The sequence below is a fragment of the Micromonospora sp. NPDC048835 genome (genome assembly GCF_040649995.1).
In the GTDB taxonomy this organism is placed as follows: domain Bacteria; phylum Actinomycetota; class Actinomycetes; order Mycobacteriales; family Micromonosporaceae; genus Micromonospora.
On the sequence record NZ_JBEZGM010000016.1, the window covers coordinates 12,850 to 28,962 of the forward strand.

Genomic DNA, 16,113 nt, shown 5'->3' on the forward strand with positions numbered 1-16,113 from the left:
ACCACCCGCCCCGCGCTCAGTCGGCAAGGAGATCGAGCAGCAGCGCGGCCGTCCAGCTGAACGCCGGTGAGCCGAGCCCGGTGCCGGTGTCCGGGTGGAAGTACTCGTGGCAGCCGGCCCGGGCGACCAGACCGATCATCGAGTGGCGCAGCCCGGCGGCCAGCTCCGGGTGCCCGTGCGTGAGCAGCCCGCGCCGGACCAACCAGCCGACGTTGAGCCAGCTCGGCCCACGCCAGTACCGCAGTGGCTCGACGTCGGGTGCGGTGCGGTCGTAGGTGGGTAGCGGACGGTCCATCCGCCGGGCCACCCCGAAGCGCGCCGAGCGGGCCTCGACGACGAGCGCGTCGGCCTGCCGGGTCGGCAGGTCGGGCAGGATCAGCGGGGTCAGCCCGAGCACGGTACGCGCGCTCAGCAGGCGGTTGGTGCGCAGGTCACGAGGCTGGAACGTGCCGGTGGCCGGGTCGTGGAGCCGTCGTACCAGTGCCTCGGTGACGCGGGCCGCGCGGGCCCGGTGCGGCCCGGGGTCGGCGCCGACGAGCGCGGCGATCTCGGCGAGGGCGTGTTCGGCGGCCCCGAACGCCGCGTTGAACAGCGGGCACTCCACCAGGAAGGGATGACCGCTGGCGAGGTCCCGGTCGGAGTAGCCGTGGTCGCGGTAGGCGGCGACGATCGCCAGGTAACGCGCGTAGTCCAGGTCCGTGGGGCGGTGCGGGGCGTCGGCGTGCGTGGTGTCGTGCCGACGGTACGCGGACATGACGGCCGCCTCGGCCGGGACGGCGGCCATCGGCTCGTCCCAGGCGGGGCTGTTGTCCAACCCAGACTCCCACGGATGCACGATGCAGACCAGCCCGTCACCGGCCACGTCCCGACGGTCGGCCAGGTAGCGCTGTTGGGCGACGAGCGCGGGATAGAGCCGGCGCAGCGCGGCCAGGCCGGTGGGGTCGGGCGCCCGCCGGTACGCCAGCAGCGCGGCGAGCGCGTGCACCGGCGGCTGGACCAGGCCGGAGGTGGCCACCGTCGGTGCGCCCGGCACGTCGGCCGAACGCCACATCTCCGGCCCTGGGAAGTACGCGCCGACCCGCAGCGCAGGGTTGAACACGATGTGTGGCACCCGTCCGTCGGCCCACTGCGCCCGGAACAGGCTCGTCAGTTCCCGCCAGGCGCGCTCGGGGCGGACCTGGGCCAACCCGATCGCGATGAACGCGGAGTCCCAGCTCCACTGGTGCGGGTAGAGGGTACGCGAGGGCACCGTGTGGTCGTGTTCCCAGTTGGCGTCGAGCGTGTCGAGAGCGAGTCGGCGCAGCTCGGCGAGGTCGGCCGAGCCGCGCGTGCGGGCGGCGTCGGCGCTTGTCGGCCCGGCGTCGGCGGTCATGCGGCGGCCCGCCGGGGCAGTGCGTGCCGCAGCACGGTGGCGGCCTGTTGCAGGGCCCGGACCGGGTCGCCGCGGAGTCGGCACTCCAGGGCGAGCCAGCCCCGGTAGTCCAGCTCCAGCAGGGTCCGCACCAGCGCCGTCCAGTCCAGGTGCCCGGCGCCGGGCTGGTAGCGGTTGGAGTCGCTGACCTGCACGTGCCCGAGGTACGGCGCGGCGGCGCGTAGCGCCCGGTGCACGTCGTCCTCCTCGATGTTCATGTGGAAGGTGTCGGCGACCACCCGGACCGACGGCAGCCCGAGCGTGGCGCAGAGCGCCACCGCCTCGTCGAGGCGGTTGACCATGTGGTCCTCGTACCGGTTGAGGGGTTCCAGGAAGAGGGTGACCCCCTCGGCCCGGGCGTGCTCGCCCAGCTCGCCGAGGGCGTCGAGGAGCACCTGCCGGTCGCCGTCCGGCGGGCGGGGCGGCTCGAACGGCGGCAGCCGCCGGGAGAACATCCCCCAGGAGGCCGGGGTCATCGCCCCCACACCGCCCAGTTCGGCGATCACCGAGAGCTGGGAGCGCAGATTGCGGACGGCGTCGGCGGACCGGGCGGGGTCGAAGTCGCCGATGAAGTGGTCCATCTCGACGCAGACGGTGGGCATCACCACCCCGGCGGCGCGAGCCCGGCGCAGCTCGGGCAGCCGGCGGGCGAACCCGAGGTCGCCGCGGCCACGCAGCTCGATGCCCTGGTAGCCGAGGGCGGCCGCGAGGGCGTACTTCTGGATCAGGTTGGTGCCCGGCAGGAGGTGTTCCTGACAGGCCAGCGCGATGGTGGTCATGGGAACCTCAGCACCACTTGGAGGACGTCACCGGCGCCGCGGTCGAGCAGCGCGAGGGCGTCGGCGACCGCACTGGCGTCGACGATGTGGCTGACCAGCGGCAGCGGGTCGACGCTGCGGTCGGCCACCAGGTCCATGAAGGTCTGCGCGACCCGGTCCCCGGTCCACCGGCCGGCCATGCTCGGCGCGGGGGTGGGCCCGGAGACCTGGGCGGCCACCAACTGGATGCGGTTGTGGTGGAACTCCTCGCCGAGGCCGAGCGCGTCGGCCTGGCCCTGGTAGAAGCCGGCGGCCACGACCCGGCCGGCGTGGGTGGTGGAACGGATGGCCTCGTGCAACGCCGGGTACGCGCCGGACAACTCCAGACAGACGTCGGCCCCCCGCCCTGCGGTGGCCTGGCGCAGCATGGCGGCGGCAGAGCTGGCCGTCGTGTCCACGGTGGAGTGCGCGCCGTAGCGGGTGGCGTGCTCCAGTCGGTCGGGCACCGGGTCGACGGCCACCACCCGGGCCCCGGAGAGCACCGCGAGGCGGGTGGCGAGCAGCCCGATCACGCCCTGCCCGAAGACGCCCACCCAGTCGCCGAGGTGCAGGTCGCCGGCGAGCACGGCGGTCAGCGCGATGGCGCCGGGGCGGGCGAAGACAGCGGCGAGCGGGTCCAGCCCGGCGGGGAGCGCCCGGACCGCGTCGGCCGCCAGCACGGCCTCGGCCCGGTGCCCCCAGATGCCCCAGACGAGCTGGCCCGGATGCCTGTCGCTGACCTCCGGCGCGACCTCGACGACCTCGCCGACCTCTTCGTAGCCGAAGCCGACAAGCGGGTAGGGAACCGGGGTCTGTCGGGGGACGAACATCCGGGCGGTGTCGTCCCAGTCCTTGCTGAGCCGGGGATTGCTGCCCCGGTAGAGGGTCAGCTCGGTGCCGGCGGAGATGCCCGAGTAGCAGGTGCGGACTCGGACCTGGCCGGGGCCGAGCGGATCTGGCGGGCAGGGCTCGAGGCTGATGCGTCGAGGCCCGGCGAGAGAGACCACCCAGTTGCCCATGTGTCACATCCCGGTAGCACTGGGCTCCAGGATAGCAAAAAATCGCCATATGTCTTGCTATTGATCAATCGAAGGTGTTGGATCCCTGATGTACCCTTCGAGAGGAGTGCCACCGATGTCAGCACCTCCGAGGCGGATACTCGCCACCACCCTGATCCTGGCACTGACCGCGCCCACCCTGCTGGCCTGCGGCGATGACGGATCAGACAGCAACAGCAAGAAGATCACCGTCTGGAGTCTCGAGGACGTGGCCGACCGGGTCACCGCCACGAAGGCGATCATCGCCGACTTCACCGCCAGGACCGGGATCCAGGTCGACCTCGTGACCGTCAACGAGGACCAGTTCCCCTCCTTGATCGCCGCAAACGCCGCCGCCGGCGACCTGCCCGACGTGGTCGGGTCGGTCTCCCTCGCCGGCATCCGCACGCTCGCCGGCAACGAGCTGCTGCACGCCTCGGCGAACGCGGAGGTCGTCGACAAGCTGGGCAGGCAGACGTTCTCCCCCCGGGCGCTCGAGCTGACCGCCGACGACGGCAAACAGCTCTCCGTGCCCAGCGACGGGTGGGGGCAGTTGCTCGTCTACCGCAAGGACCTGTTCGCCGCAGCCGACCTGCCCGCCCCCGACACGTACGAGCGGATCACCACCGCCGCGGCCCGGCTGAACACCGGCGGCGTCGCCGGCATCACCGCGGCGACCGCCCCCAGCGACGTGTTCACCCAGCAGACCTTCGAGCACCTGGCGCTGGCCAACGGCTGTCAGCTCACCGACGACTCGGGGAAGGTCACCCTGGATTCGCCCCAGTGCGTCGAGGCGTTCCGCTTCTACGGTGACCTGATCCGCACCAGCTCGGTGAAGGGTGCCCAGGACGTGGACACCACCCGGGCCACCTACTTCGCCGGCAAGGCGGCGATGGTGGTCTGGTCGCCGTTCATCCTCGACGAGCTGGCCGGGCTGCGCAACGACGCCAAACCGACCTGCCCCCAGTGCCAGGCCGACCCGGCGTTCCTCGCGAAGAACAGCGGGTTCGTCACCGCGATCAAGGGCCCGAACGGCACCGAGCCGGCCCAGTACGGCGAGATCAGCTCCTGGGCGGTGCTCGACGGCGCCGCTGCCGACCCGGCGAAGTCCTTCGTGGAGTACATGCTCGGCGACGGCTACCCGCGCTGGTTCGGCATGTCCCCCGAGGGCCGCTTCCCGGTCCGCAAGGGCACCCCGGCCGAGCCGGAGGCGTACCTGACCGCCTGGAACACCAGCCAGGCCGGGGTGGACGCGAAGAAGCCCCTGGCCGACGTGTACGGCGACGAGGTGCTGGCCACGCTGCGCCGCAGCCCGGACACGTTCGGGCGGTGGGGCCTCAGCCAGGGGCAGGGCAAGCTGGTCGGCGCCATGCTCGGGGAGTTGCCGGTGCCCAAGGTGCTCGGCGACCTCGTCTCCGGCAAGTCCGACGCGGCGGCCGCCGCCAAACGCGCGACGAAGGACGTCGACGCCATCAAGGCGGGCGTCAATTGACCACCACCGCGCCGGGCCCCGGCCGCTCCCCCACCCGGGAGCGGCCGGCGTCACCCCGACGCCGACCACTGACCCTGCGCCGCCGCGAGTCCCGGGCCGGGCTCGCGCTCGTCGCACCGACCCTGCTCGTCACCATCGCGGTCATCGGCATCCCGATCGTGTGGACCATGGTGCTCGCCTTCCAGCGGGTCCGGCTCGCCACGCTGCGCAAGACCGGCCTCTTCGGCGAGTTCACCATGGACAACATCGACCGGGTGCTGCACACCCCCGGCTTCGCCGAGACGCTCTGGGTCACGCTGATCTACAGCATCGGCGGCACCGTCGGGTCGATCCTGCTCGGTCTGGTGGCCGCCCTGGTCGTCCGCCGGCCGTTCCGGGGCCGCACCCTGGTCCGGGCGTCCATGCTGCTGCCGTACGTGGCGCCGGTGGTCGCGGTGACGTTCGTCTGGCAGGTGATGCTCGACCCGCAGCTCGGCATCGTCAACGCCTGGGGTCAACGCCTGCTCGGTTGGGACGCCCCGGTGCCGTTCCTGAGCCAGGAGTCGACAGCCCTGGCCACGGTGATCGCCTTCGAGGCCTGGCGGTACTTCCCGTTCGCGTTCCTGTTCCTGCTGGCCCGGCTCCAGGCGGTGCCCGGCGAGTTGGAGGAGGCCGCCCGGGTCGACGGCGCCACCCCCACCCAGCGGTTCCGGCACATCCTGCTGCCGCAACTGCTGCCGGTGATCGCCCTGCTGGGCGTGCTGCGCTTCATCATGACGTTCAACAAGTTCGACGACGTCTACCTGCTCACCGGGGGTGCCGCCGGCACCGAGGTGGTCAGCGTGCGGGTGTACGAGTTCCTCACCGCCCGTACCGACATCGGGGCGGCGGCCGCGCAGGCGGTCGTGCTGGCCGTGGTGCTCATCGTGTTCGTGCTGATCTATCTGCGCTTCTTCGGACGGAGGGTCGGCTGATGGACCGGGACGTGGTCGAGACGGTCAGCCTGCGATGGCTGCGCCGCCTGGTGATCGCCGTGTTCCTGCTGATCACGGTCTTGCCCTTCTACTACATGCTGGTGCTCTCGGTGCGCCCCATCGAGCGACTGCTGCTCGACCCCGGCGCACTCGTGGTCGGCTTCGGTGAGCTGACCGTCGCCACGTACGCCGAGGTGCTCAAGGCCACCGACGACGGCGGCCAGGGTTTTCTCACCTTCATCCGCAACAGCGGGCTGGTCGCGGTCGCGGCAACGGTCCTCACCCTGCTGGTCGCCATCCCGGGCGCGTACGCGGTGGCCCGGTTGCGGTTCTTCGGCCGCCGGCAGGTGGACTTCCTGTTCCTGGCGGTCTACCTGTTCCCGTCGATCGTCATCGCGATCCCGCTGTTCGTGGTCTTCACCCGGGCCGGGCTGCGCGGCTCACTCTTCGGTCTGGTGCTCGTCTACATCTCGCAGACGTTGCCGGTCTCGGTCTACATGCTGAAGAACTACTTCGAGACCATCCCGGTCAGTCTGGAGGAGTCCGCCGCCATCGACGGTGCCGGACGGCTCGGCATCATCCGGCGCGTCAGCCTGCCCCTGGCGATGCCGTCGATCATGGCAGTCGCCCTCTACGACTTCATGATCGCCTGGAACGAGTTCCTCTTCGCGCTGCTGTTCCTCGTCGACAAACCCGACCGCTGGACGGTGTCGCTGGGGTTGTCCCTGCTCGCCGACGGGGTGGAGGTGCCCAAGACGGTGCTGATGGCCGGGTCGGTCGTCCTCACCCTGCCCATCGTGATCCTCTTCTTCGCCAGCGAGCGGCTGCTCACCGAAGGGCTGACCAGCGGCGCGGAGAAGGGATGATCGTCTCCTCCGGGTCGTCCGCCGGGCTCCCACCGGCCCGGTTACGGTGGCCACATGGCCAACCCGACCCGCTGGGCGACCGACACCGGCCCCGAGCACTCACAGTGGTACATCGACAGGTTCCGCAAACTGGCCGCCGAGGGCACGGACCTGGCCGGCGAGGCCCGCCTGGTCGACACTCTGGTCGCGCCCGGCTCCCGGATCCTCGACGCCGGCAGCGGCACCGGCCGCGTCGGTGCCGCGCTGGCTGAGCGGGGGCACACGGTCGTCGGGGTGGACGCCGACCCGGCGCTCGTGGATGCCGCCCGCGCCGACCACCCCGGCCCGACGTGGCTGGTCGCCGACCTGGCCGAACTGGATCTGCCCGCGCTGGGTGAGGCGGAGCCGTTCGACGCCGCGGTGCTGGCCGGCAACGTGCTCGCCTTCGTCGCCGTCGGCACCGAACCGGAGGTGCTGCGCCGCGTCGCCGGCCACCTGCGACCGGACGGGGTGCTGGCCGTGGGTTTCGGCACCGAACGCGGCTACCCGCTGACCGCGTTCGACGCCGACGCGGTGGCCGCCGGGCTGCGCGTCGAGCACCGTTTCGCGACCTGGGACCTGCGCCCGTGGCGCGACGACGCCGATTTCGCGGTCACCATCCTCCGCCGCCCCACCGGCGTCGCCTCCCGGTGATCAAGAGGTTTGCGTCAGATTCGCGCGGCATTCTGACGCAAACCTCTTGATCACCGCAGCACCCCGGTGCCGGCGGGCATTGGGGGGTCAGTTTGGGGTTGGGGCGGCGCGGGCGGCGGTTGGGTCGAGGGTGGCGCCGGCGGGCACCAGGCTTACCAGCCCGGCCGGCAGCCGCAGCGGACGCACGTCGCGGTAGCCGAGCATCGGCAGCACCTCCCGGTCGGCAAGCACGTACCGGCGGCCCAGGTCGGTGACCACGGAGACCGCGCCGCCGGTCGCGCCGGGCGCCGCGGCGGCCTCGACCACCGCGCCGCGACCCGGCTCCACCACCACGTGGTCGGCCAGCACCGCGCCGCCGGTCGGCGCGGTCCGTGGAGAAGCCGTCAGGTCCCGCAGCGGTACGCCCCAACGCACCTCGCCCACCCCGCCGTCGTCGCCGACGCGGGTGCAGAGCGCACCGCCGTCGCCGGCCGCGAGCCGGGGCGGGATCGGTGGCGGTGCGCTCGGGCCGGTCGGGGCGAGATCGGGCACGGTGGGCAGCGCGGCGAACCGACCCAACGTCATCGGCACCGGCGCACCCTGCCCGGTGCGGGCCAGCAACAGCCCCGCCTGCAACTCGGTGATGCCGGCCAGGCCGGCGTCGAGGGCCACCGCGTACTGCCGTCCGCCACCGGAGTTGCTCACCAGGTAGACCGTGCCGACCGGGGCACCTGGCACCCGGGTGGCGGGCCGGCCCAGCGCGGGAAGGTCGAGCGGGGCGAGGTCGGCGCCGGCGGGCAGCGAGTTGAGCAGTGCCGGCGCCACCGGAACCGCCTGGGCCCGGGTGGTGGCGAGCGCCGCAAGCACCCGGCTGGGGTCACGGACCAGGTAGCGCCGCTGGTGCCAGACGAGGTGCAGCCCGCCGTCGGGGTGACGCAGCAGCAGCGCCTCGTCGCCGAGCGGCCGGCCGCCGTCGGGCTCGGTGCCGATCAGCAGCGCCGAGCGGGGCTCCTCGGCGGCCGGGACCGTCGAACAGACCGACCACGCCGTGGTGGACAGCCGGCCGGGCGCGGGCAGCGAGTCGGGGGCGTCGGCGATGCCCAACGGCAGCCCGCGCGGCACTCCGTCGATCGTGCGCCGGGACACCAGCACCGTCTTCGAGCGGTCCGCCCCGACGATGAGCAGCGCCGAGGCGTAGTTGAGCACCGGGTGCAGCTTCTGCTCGCGATAGACGAACCGGGCGCCGGACTCCTTCTCCACGATGACCGCGCTCGGATCGCGCCAGCCCTTGCCACCCCCGGCGAACAGGCCGTAGAGGGCGAAGCCACCGAGCCCGATGGCCGCGACCAGGACGCTGGCCAGGCCGGCGCCGGCCAGCCGCCGAAACGGTGACTGCGCGGGATCGGTCTCCCGCATGACCAGGGCGGCGACTGCCCGCTGGACGCTGAACTGGTAGGAGTGCAGCTGGTCCTGCCGCGACGGCATGAGTCCCCTCCGGTGGATCGACCGGGCACAGGATATGCGCTGCGTCGATGTCCTGCCGACCCTGCGTGGCCGCCCGTCGTGGGGCAACCGGTACCATCCGTGGACGAATCCGGCGGCGAGAGGGCACCCGTGGGCGCGCGTTTCGAAGAGCTGGCCTGGCGGGAGACGCCGATCGGCGCGATCAGCCTGCGCCGACGCCGGGACCCGGCACTCCAGGTCGAGGTGTACGAGGTCAAGCTCGACGACGAGTACCTGATGTCCAGCCTCTTCCCGGTCGCGGAGATCGAGCTGGCCCGGCTGGGTCTCGGCGAGGTGGCCGGCGACTCGCTCGACGTGGTGGTGGGCGGTCTCGGGTTGGGCTACACCGCCTGTGCCGCGCTCGGCGACCCCCGGGTGCGGTCCCTGCTGGTGGTGGAGGCGATCGAGGACGTGATCGACTGGCACCGGCGGGGCCTGCTGCCGTTCGCGGCGGGGCTCGCCGAGGACCCCCGGACCCGATTCGTGCAGGCCGACTTCTTCGCGGCGGTGGCCGGTGACACCGGCTTCGACACCGCAGCGCCCGGTCGGCGCTTCGACGCCGTGCTGCTCGACGTCGACCACTCCCCCCGCAACGTCCTGCACCCGAGCCACGCGGCGTTCTACCCGCCGGCCGGGTTGCGCAGGCTGGCCGCTCTGCTACGCCCCGAGGGTGTCTTCGCGCTCTGGTCGGACGACCCGCCGGACGCCGAGTTCATCGACGCGCTCAGCCAGGTGTTCGCGGACGTACGGTCGCACGTCGTGCCGTTCGCCAACCCGCTGACCGGCGGCGAGTCGGCGAACACCGTCTACGTGGCGCGTACCGGCCCCTGATCGACTCGGCCGCGCCGTGCGCGCATGGTGTCGGTCGGACGGGGAACGTGTACCCGGGGCCCGCCGCACCAGGCGCGGCCGGTTACGGGAGGTCGACATGCGCGCACTGCTCTGGGTCGTCGGTGTGGTCGCCGGCGTGCTGATTCTGCTCGGGTTGATCCTCGAGGCGGTCCGCTGGCTGATCATCATCGGTCTGATCGCGCTGGTGATCGTGATCGTCTGGGGCGTCGTCAAGGGACGGCAGGCGGTGCAGCACCAGGGTCGACGACGCTGACCGGTCAGAACCAGTCCGGACGCATGTCGAGGGTCGTCCGGTCCCGACTCTCCAGCAGGTCGAACTGCGGGCCGGTCCGGGGCAGCTCGACGGTGAAGAAGTAGCGTGCGGCCTGCCGCTTGCCGGCGTGGAACGTGTCGCCGGTCCCCTCCGGCGGCAGTGCCAGCACCTGCTCCAACCACATCCACGCGATCACCACGTGCCCGACGGCCTCCAGGTAGGCGCTGGCGTTGGCAAGCGCGAGCACCGGGTCGCCGCCGGCCCAGAGTCGACGGGTGACCGTGGTGACCCGGTCCACCGCGGCGGCCAGCCGGTCCGCCAGCTCGGACGCCTCTCCCCCGGCCTTGCGGGCCCGCTCGACCGTGTCGCCGATCGTCGTCGTCAGCAGGGCGAGACCAGCGCCGCCCCGCATGGTCACCTTGCGCCCCAGCAGGTCCAACGCCTGGATGCCGTGGGTGCCCTCGTGGATCGGGTTGAGCCGGTTGTCCCGGTAGTGCTGCTCCACATCGTGGTCGCGCGTGTAGCCGGCCCCTCCGAGCACCTGGATCGCCAGGTCGTTGGCGGCGAGGCACCACTGCGACGGCCAACTCTTGGTGATCGGGGTGAGCACGTCCAACAGCAGGTGCGCACGCTCGCGGTCGGCGTCGGCCGGTGCGGTCCTCTGCTCGTCGAGCAGCCGGGCGCAGTAGAGCACCAGCGCCAGCGCCCCCTCCACGTAGCTCTTCTGGGCCAGCAGCATCCGTCGTACATCGGGGTGGTCGATGATCGGCACCTGCGCGGCGGCCGGGTCCTTCGCGCCGACCGGCCGGCCCTGCGGCCGCTGCTTCGCGTACGCCAGGCTCTTGAGATAGCCGGTGTAGCCCAACGCGGTCGCGCCCGCCCCGACCCCGATCCGGGCCTCGTTCATCATGTGGAACATCTGTGCCAGCCCCTGGTGCGGCGCACCGACCAGATGGCCGACCGCTCCGGCGTGGCCGGCCGGGGTGTGCGCGCCGTCACCGAAGTTGAGCAGGGTGTTCGTGGTCCCCCGGAACCCCATCTTGTGGTTGAGCCCGGCCAGCGCCACGTCGTTGCGCTCACCGAGCGACCCGTCCGGGGCGACCAGCACCTTGGGCACGATGAACAGCGAGATGCCCTTGACCCCGGACGGCGCGCCGGGGATGCGGGCCAGCACCAGGTGGACGATGTTCTCGGCCAGCTCGTGGTCGCCACCGGAGATCCACATCTTGGTGCCGAAGAGCCGGTACGTGCCGTCCGCCTGCGGCTCGGCGCGGGTGGTGATGTCGGCCAGCGAGCTGCCGGCGTGCGGCTCGGACAGGCACATGGTGCCGAAGAACCTGCCGTCGAGCATGGGCCGGACGTAGGTGTCCACCTGCTCGGGGCTGCCGTGCGCCAGCAGCAGGTTGGCGTTGCCGAGGGTGAGGAACGGGTACGCCGAGGTCGCCACGTTCGCCGCCTGGAACCAGGTGAAGCAGGCCGCCGCGACGGCGTGCGGCAGTTGCAGACCACCGACGCTGGCGTCCAGCCCGGCGGTGAGCAGACCTGTCTCGGCGAAGCTGTCCAACGCGGCACGGATCTGCGGGATCAGCCGCACCCGCTGCCCGTCGAATGTGGGTTCGGCCAGGTCGGCAGCCCGGTTGTGCGGGGCGAACTGTTCGGTGGCCACCCGCTCGGCGAGGTCCAGCGCGTCGTCGAACGTTTCCCGGGAGTGCTCGGCGTAGCGGGGACGCTCGACGAGATCGGACACCCGCAGCCACTCGTGCAGCAGGAAGTCGAGGTCACGACGGGAGAGCAGGGTGGACGGCACGGCACTCCTCAGCGGGCACGGGTACGTCGGGACGACACAGAGTCGCCCCGGCCCATCCTGGCCGATCGACCGGGCCCGCACCACCGGGCGGGGTGGGGTTCGACGAGCGGAACGTGTCACACCGCTCGGCTAACGTCCGTGCCCGTGACCGCACCCGGAGACGTCCCACCCGAGGTCCTCGACCGGCTGCGGCCGATCTGTCTCGGCCTGCCGGAGACCTACGAGGAGCCGGCCTGGGTGGGCACCCGCTGGCGGATCCGCAAGCGGACCATCGCCCACGTGCTCACCGTCGACCCCGAACGCCAGCCGGTCCACGCGCGCGCCGCCGCACTCGGGCAGCCCGCCTGCCTGCTGACCTTCCGGTCGCCACTCGACGAGATCGCCGGGCTCCTCGCCACCGGGCACCCCTTCTACAAACCGGACTGGAGCCCGAACGTGATGGGCATGGTCCTCGACGACGACACCGACTGGGCGGAGGTGGGTGAGTTGCTCACCGAGAGCTACTGCGTCATGGCCCCGAAGCGGCTCGCCGCCCAGGTCGGCCCACCGGCACCGCCGGTCGGCTGAGCACGGCAGCGCCTTCGACCGCCGGTTTCGGCCGACCCGCTCCGGGGATACCGCGCGATGTCGTCGCTGCCCACCGAGGAGGATCCCCGGTTGACGCCGGTGTTCCAGGAAGACCGGGTGTGCACGGGCGTCACCACCGTGCGCGGGCGGGTGTTCCTCAGTTACCCGTTGGCGGACCGGCCCGGCGTGCAGGTGGTCGAGGTGCTGCCGGACGGGCGGCGTGAGCCGTACCCCGATGCCGCCTGGAACCGCGCCAACCAGCCGCCGGACGAGGCGTTCGTGCACGTCAACGGTTTGCGGGCCGGGCCGGATGGCCGGTTGTGGATCGTCGACTCGGGTTCGCCGCGGATCGGCGGCGCGCAGGTGCCGGGCGGTGCTCGGTTGATCGTTGTCGACCCGGACGACGACCGCGTGGAGCGGGTGCACCACCTCGACGAGGCGGTGCGCACGGGCAGTTACGTCGACGACGTCCGGTTCAACGGCCGGATGGCGTATCTCAGCGACGCCGGAGCGCCCGGCCTCATCGTGCTCGACCTCGACTCGGGTCGGCCGCGACGGGTGCTGGACGGGCATCCGAGCACGGTGGGCGGGCCGGTGATCGCCGACGGTCGCGCGCTGCGTGACCCGGGCGGCGCCGAGGTACACCTGCACGTGGACCAGTTGGAGGTGTCGCCGGACGGTCGCTGGCTCTACTACCAGCCGGCCTCCGGCGGAATGTCCCGGATCGCCACCCGGTGGTTGGACGACCCGTCGGTGTCCCCCGATGAGCTGGCCCGGGCTGTCGACCATTGGTGTGACACACCGAGCACCGGTGGCACGGCCATCGACGCCACCGGCACCATCTACCTCAGCGACCTGGAACGGCGGCGCGTTCTCGTCCTCGCACCCGACCGCGGCGTACGGACGCTCGTCGCCGACCCCCGTCTGGCCTGGGTGGACGCGATGTGGCTCGACGCCGATGCCCGGCTCTGGATGCCCGCGGCCCAGCTGCACCTGACCGCCGGGCTCAACGGCGGCGTCGCGGCCGTCCACTACCCGGCCCAGATCTACCGGATGCCCGTCGAGATCGGGCCGCCCGCCCGGGACCACGCCTGAGTGCGCAGGGGACGTGCGAGCGGCCATGGAGCATCTGCCGGCCGAACGAAGCTATCCTCTGCCGACGCAGATCGCTGCCCGCCTCGACGCCACCGGCTGACCGTTCGCGGTCATCGGCCCAGACAGGCACCTGTCCTGACGTGTCGGCGCTGTCGGAGGGTGCCGCTAAGGTCCCGGCCATGGCTGATTTCGTGTTGGTGGCGGGGGCGTGGCTGGGGTCGGGGGCGTGGGGCGAGGTGGTGCCGCCCCTGCGGGCGGCCGGGCACGGCACCCACCCGCTGACTCTCTCCGGCCTCGCCGACAAGCGGGGCATCCCGGCCGGGCAGCAGACCCACGTGCAGGACATCGTCGACGAGATCGAGCGCGGCGACCTGCGCGATGTGGTGCTGGTCGGGCACAGTTACTCGGGCATCCCGGTGGGTCAGGCCGCCGAGCGGATCGGTGACCGGCTGACCCGGGTGGTCTTCGTCGACTCCGAGGTGCCGGTCGACGGTGGGTCGTTCGCCTCCGGCTGGTGGCAGGGCCAGGCGGCGTTCGAGGCGCAGCTCGCCGACAATGGCGGCGACTGGGCACCGCTCGGTGCGGCCGACTTCGATGGTCAGGGTCTCACCGACGAGCAGATCGCCCGGCTGGTCGAGGGTTCCACGCCGCATCCGGGCGCGACCCTGACCGAGCCGGCCGTGGTGAGCCGGCCGCTGGCTGAGCTGCCGACGACGTACGTCAAGTGCCTGCTCGACGGGCCCGAGCCCAACGACACGGTGGCCAAGCTGCTGACCAGTGACCAGTGGCGACTGGTCACGATGGACACGGGCCACTGGCCGATGTTCTCCCAGCCCGCCGAGCTGGCCCGGCTCCTGCTGGCGGAGGCCGCCTGAGCCGACGCCGGCTGGTGCTGTCGGGGCCGCACCCACCGCGGCCACGAGCGGGCCAATCCGCGCGGCGAGCGCTCAGGTCACCGATTCGTCGAGGGTTCGGACGTGGCGCACCGGTGACGCGAGCAACCACAGCACGGCGAGCACGCCGCCGAGGCCGGCGATCGCCAGGGTGGGTCGCAGCCCGATGGTGGTGCCCAAGGCGCCGCCGACAAGCGCGCCGAGCGGTCGGATGCCGTAGTTGACGGCGCTGTAGGCACCGGCCCGGCGTCCCAGCGCGTCGGCGGGTGTCACGGCGGTGATCAGGGCGTTGAGGTTCACGTCCATCAGCATCACCCCAATGCTGGAGACCAGCTCGATGGCCGCCAGCATGGCCACCTTCGTCCACGTCGGTCCGGAGACCAGCGCGGTCAGCGCCAGCGGCGCGGGGAAGAGCACCACGCCGATCATGGCGGTGCGGCCCAGACCGATGGCGCGGGAGACGCGCGGGGCGAGCGCCGCACCCGCGAACCCGCCGAGCGCTCCGAACCCGAAGGCGATGCCGATCGCACCGGCTGACAGGTCGAGTTCGCGGCTGGCGTAGAGCACCAGCAGCGCGCTGATGATGAAGGTGAAGAAGTTGACGGTGCTGGTGCAGCCGAGGGCGGCCCGCAGCACCGGGTGTCGCAGCACCAGCGTGAGCCCTTCGCGGACCAGCCCGAGCGTGGACGTCCGACGCGGCGGCGGCGGCGTCTCGGTCACCGGGATGCGGCTGAGCAGCAGCGCGGAGCCGAGGAAGGACACCGCGTCGACGAGGATCGCGACCGGCGCGCTGAGGGCCTGGACGAGCCCACCACCGACGGCCGGGCCGGCGATGAAGGACAGCGACCGGCTCATGCTCAGTTTGCTGTTCGCGTCCACGTACGCCGAACGGGGCACCAACGCGACGAAGAACGCCTGACGGGCCATGGCGAACAGCACCGCTCCGAGGCCGGTGAGCAGTGCCACCAGGTAGAGCTGGGTGAGGGTGATCGCGTCGAACAGGTAGGCCACCGGCAGGCTGAGCAGCACCGCGGCGCGGACCAGGTCCGCGATGATCAGGAGTCGCCGCTTGTGGGTGCGCTGGTCGACCCACGCGCCGAGGAAGAGACCCAGGAGGTTGGGCAGCCAGATCAGCGCGGTGAGGACGCTCACCTGCACGGGTGTGGCGGTGAGCAGGGTGACGGCGATCAGCGGTAGGGCCAGTTCGCTGACCCGGTCGCCGAACTGGGAGACCGTCTCACTGATCCAGAAGGTCCGGAACCGCCGGTCGCGGTGCAGGGCCGGCGCGGGGACGGTGTCGGTGGCGGTCACGACGTGGCCGGGTCGTCGCCGGGCTCGGGCAGGAGGTAGCGGAGCATCCGGACGATCCGCGCGTCGGTCGGCGCCGTGTCGTCGTCCTTGCGCCGCACGTACGGGGCGATCAACTCCTCGATCGCGGCCTCCAGCTGTCGCAGTTCCTCGGGGGTGGCCACGAAGCTGGTGTCGGAGACCCCGGACACCCCGCGCCACTGCGTGTCCAGCCGGGGTTCGTCGTGCAGCAGCCACCGCTGCGGGGCTTCGGCGGTCCGGGCGAACATCTCGCCGCGTAGCTGACGGCCGGCGGCCTGCCCCTCGGCATCGTCGGGCAGGTTGAAGCGGAAGCCCCGGGCGGCCGCCTGCCACCAGCGCTCGCGCTTGCTTGCAGTGCCCTCCGCATCGACGACCAGGCCGAACGTCGCGAGGTGCCGCAGGTGCCAGCTGACCACCGACGGGGTGGCACCGACGTGCGGCGAGAGCCCGGTGGCGGTGGCCGGGCCGTGCCGCTGGAGGCGGTCGAGGATGGCCAGCCGCACCGGGTGGGCCAGCGCCCGCAGCGCCTGCGGCTCGGTGATCTCGAAATCCCCGTACGGATTCTTGAGAGACATGTTTCGAGAGTAGTCTCTCAGATTGGGTCGGA

16 protein-coding genes are annotated in these 16,113 nt (G+C 72.1%); 9 read left to right on the forward strand and 7 right to left on the reverse strand.

Features of this window, described 5'->3' with window-relative positions:
- Positions 1 to 16: 16 nt before the first annotated feature.
- From AB0C15_RS20015 to AB0C15_RS20025, 3 genes are read right to left on the reverse strand one after another with little or no spacing between them, the layout of a single operon-like run.
- The gene (locus AB0C15_RS20015) at positions 17 to 1,372 is read right to left on the reverse strand and encodes a hypothetical protein (protein ID WP_357353984.1); all 1,356 of its coding nucleotides are present in this window, start codon (positions 1,370 to 1,372) and stop codon (positions 17 to 19) included.
- A complete protein-coding gene (locus AB0C15_RS20020) occupies positions 1,369 to 2,190 on the reverse strand; it encodes a sugar phosphate isomerase/epimerase family protein (protein ID WP_357353986.1) in 822 nt (273 codons plus the stop codon). The genes AB0C15_RS20015 and AB0C15_RS20020 overlap by 4 nt, the downstream gene beginning before the upstream one ends.
- Entirely contained in the window at positions 2,187 to 3,227 is a 1,041-nt protein-coding gene (locus tag AB0C15_RS20025; RefSeq protein WP_357353988.1) for a zinc-binding alcohol dehydrogenase, read from the reverse strand. The genes AB0C15_RS20020 and AB0C15_RS20025 overlap by 4 nt, the downstream gene beginning before the upstream one ends.
- A gap of 115 nt (positions 3,228 to 3,342) precedes the next feature.
- Between AB0C15_RS20025 and AB0C15_RS20030 the strand changes: the two genes are divergently transcribed.
- Genes AB0C15_RS20030 through AB0C15_RS20045 form a run of 4 tightly spaced genes read left to right on the forward strand, consistent with a single transcriptional unit; the run spans position 3,343 to position 7,228 of the window.
- Complete coding sequence (locus AB0C15_RS20030; protein WP_357353990.1) at positions 3,343 to 4,737, forward strand: extracellular solute-binding protein; 1,395 nt, start codon at positions 3,343 to 3,345, stop codon at positions 4,735 to 4,737.
- Positions 4,734 to 5,690, forward strand: coding sequence for a sugar ABC transporter permease (locus AB0C15_RS20035; protein WP_357353992.1), 957 nt, complete (start codon positions 4,734 to 4,736; stop codon positions 5,688 to 5,690). Before AB0C15_RS20030 ends, AB0C15_RS20035 begins: the two co-directional genes overlap by 4 nt.
- Positions 5,690 to 6,556, forward strand: coding sequence for a carbohydrate ABC transporter permease (locus AB0C15_RS20040; protein WP_357353993.1), 867 nt, complete (start codon positions 5,690 to 5,692; stop codon positions 6,554 to 6,556). The genes AB0C15_RS20035 and AB0C15_RS20040 overlap by 1 nt, the downstream gene beginning before the upstream one ends.
- Positions 6,557 to 6,610: 54 nt before the next feature.
- Complete coding sequence (locus AB0C15_RS20045) at positions 6,611 to 7,228, forward strand: class I SAM-dependent methyltransferase (RefSeq protein WP_357353995.1); 618 nt, start codon at positions 6,611 to 6,613, stop codon at positions 7,226 to 7,228.
- An 87-nt stretch (positions 7,229 to 7,315) separates the two neighbouring features.
- Here AB0C15_RS20045 and eccB read toward each other — a convergent pair whose 3' ends face one another.
- Entirely contained in the window at positions 7,316 to 8,692 is a 1,377-nt protein-coding gene (gene eccB / locus AB0C15_RS20050; RefSeq protein ID WP_357353997.1) for a type VII secretion protein EccB, read from the reverse strand.
- Between the two features lie 129 nt (positions 8,693 to 8,821).
- Between eccB and AB0C15_RS20055 the strand changes: the two genes are divergently transcribed.
- Both AB0C15_RS20055 and AB0C15_RS20060 read left to right on the forward strand, forming a co-directional pair.
- A complete protein-coding gene (locus tag AB0C15_RS20055) occupies positions 8,822 to 9,541 on the forward strand; it encodes a spermidine synthase (protein ID WP_357353999.1) in 720 nt (239 codons plus the stop codon).
- A gap of 97 nt (positions 9,542 to 9,638) precedes the next feature.
- Positions 9,639 to 9,815 carry a hypothetical protein gene (locus AB0C15_RS20060; protein WP_355010015.1) on the forward strand — a complete coding sequence of 59 codons (177 nt, stop codon included), beginning with the start codon at positions 9,639 to 9,641 and terminating at the stop codon, positions 9,813 to 9,815.
- 4 nt (positions 9,816 to 9,819) lie between these two features.
- Here the strand turns inward: AB0C15_RS20060 and AB0C15_RS20065 are convergent, their stop codons facing one another.
- Positions 9,820 to 11,622, reverse strand: coding sequence for an acyl-CoA dehydrogenase (locus tag AB0C15_RS20065; RefSeq protein ID WP_357354001.1), 1,803 nt, complete (start codon positions 11,620 to 11,622; stop codon positions 9,820 to 9,822).
- A gap of 144 nt (positions 11,623 to 11,766) precedes the next feature.
- Between AB0C15_RS20065 and AB0C15_RS20070 the strand changes: the two genes are divergently transcribed.
- From AB0C15_RS20070 to AB0C15_RS20080, 3 genes are all read left to right on the forward strand, one after another.
- Positions 11,767 to 12,189 carry an MmcQ/YjbR family DNA-binding protein gene (locus AB0C15_RS20070; RefSeq protein WP_357354003.1) on the forward strand — a complete coding sequence of 141 codons (423 nt, stop codon included), beginning with the start codon at positions 11,767 to 11,769 and terminating at the stop codon, positions 12,187 to 12,189.
- A gap of 57 nt (positions 12,190 to 12,246) precedes the next feature.
- The gene (locus tag AB0C15_RS20075) at positions 12,247 to 13,284 is read left to right on the forward strand and encodes an L-dopachrome tautomerase-related protein (protein WP_357354005.1); all 1,038 of its coding nucleotides are present in this window, start codon (positions 12,247 to 12,249) and stop codon (positions 13,282 to 13,284) included.
- A gap of 179 nt (positions 13,285 to 13,463) precedes the next feature.
- Positions 13,464 to 14,159: an alpha/beta hydrolase gene (locus AB0C15_RS20080; protein WP_357354007.1), complete on the forward strand. Its 696-nt coding sequence runs from the start codon at positions 13,464 to 13,466 to the stop codon at positions 14,157 to 14,159.
- A 72-nt stretch (positions 14,160 to 14,231) separates the two neighbouring features.
- Here the strand turns inward: AB0C15_RS20080 and AB0C15_RS20085 are convergent, their stop codons facing one another.
- Positions 14,232 to 15,488, reverse strand: a complete 1,257-nt coding sequence (locus tag AB0C15_RS20085; RefSeq protein WP_357354009.1) for an MFS transporter — start codon at positions 15,486 to 15,488, stop codon at positions 14,232 to 14,234.
- Positions 15,485 to 16,081 carry a helix-turn-helix domain-containing protein gene (locus AB0C15_RS20090; protein ID WP_357354011.1) on the reverse strand — a complete coding sequence of 199 codons (597 nt, stop codon included), beginning with the start codon at positions 16,079 to 16,081 and terminating at the stop codon, positions 15,485 to 15,487. Before AB0C15_RS20090 ends, AB0C15_RS20085 begins: the two co-directional genes overlap by 4 nt.
- Positions 16,082 to 16,113 lie beyond the last annotated feature (32 nt).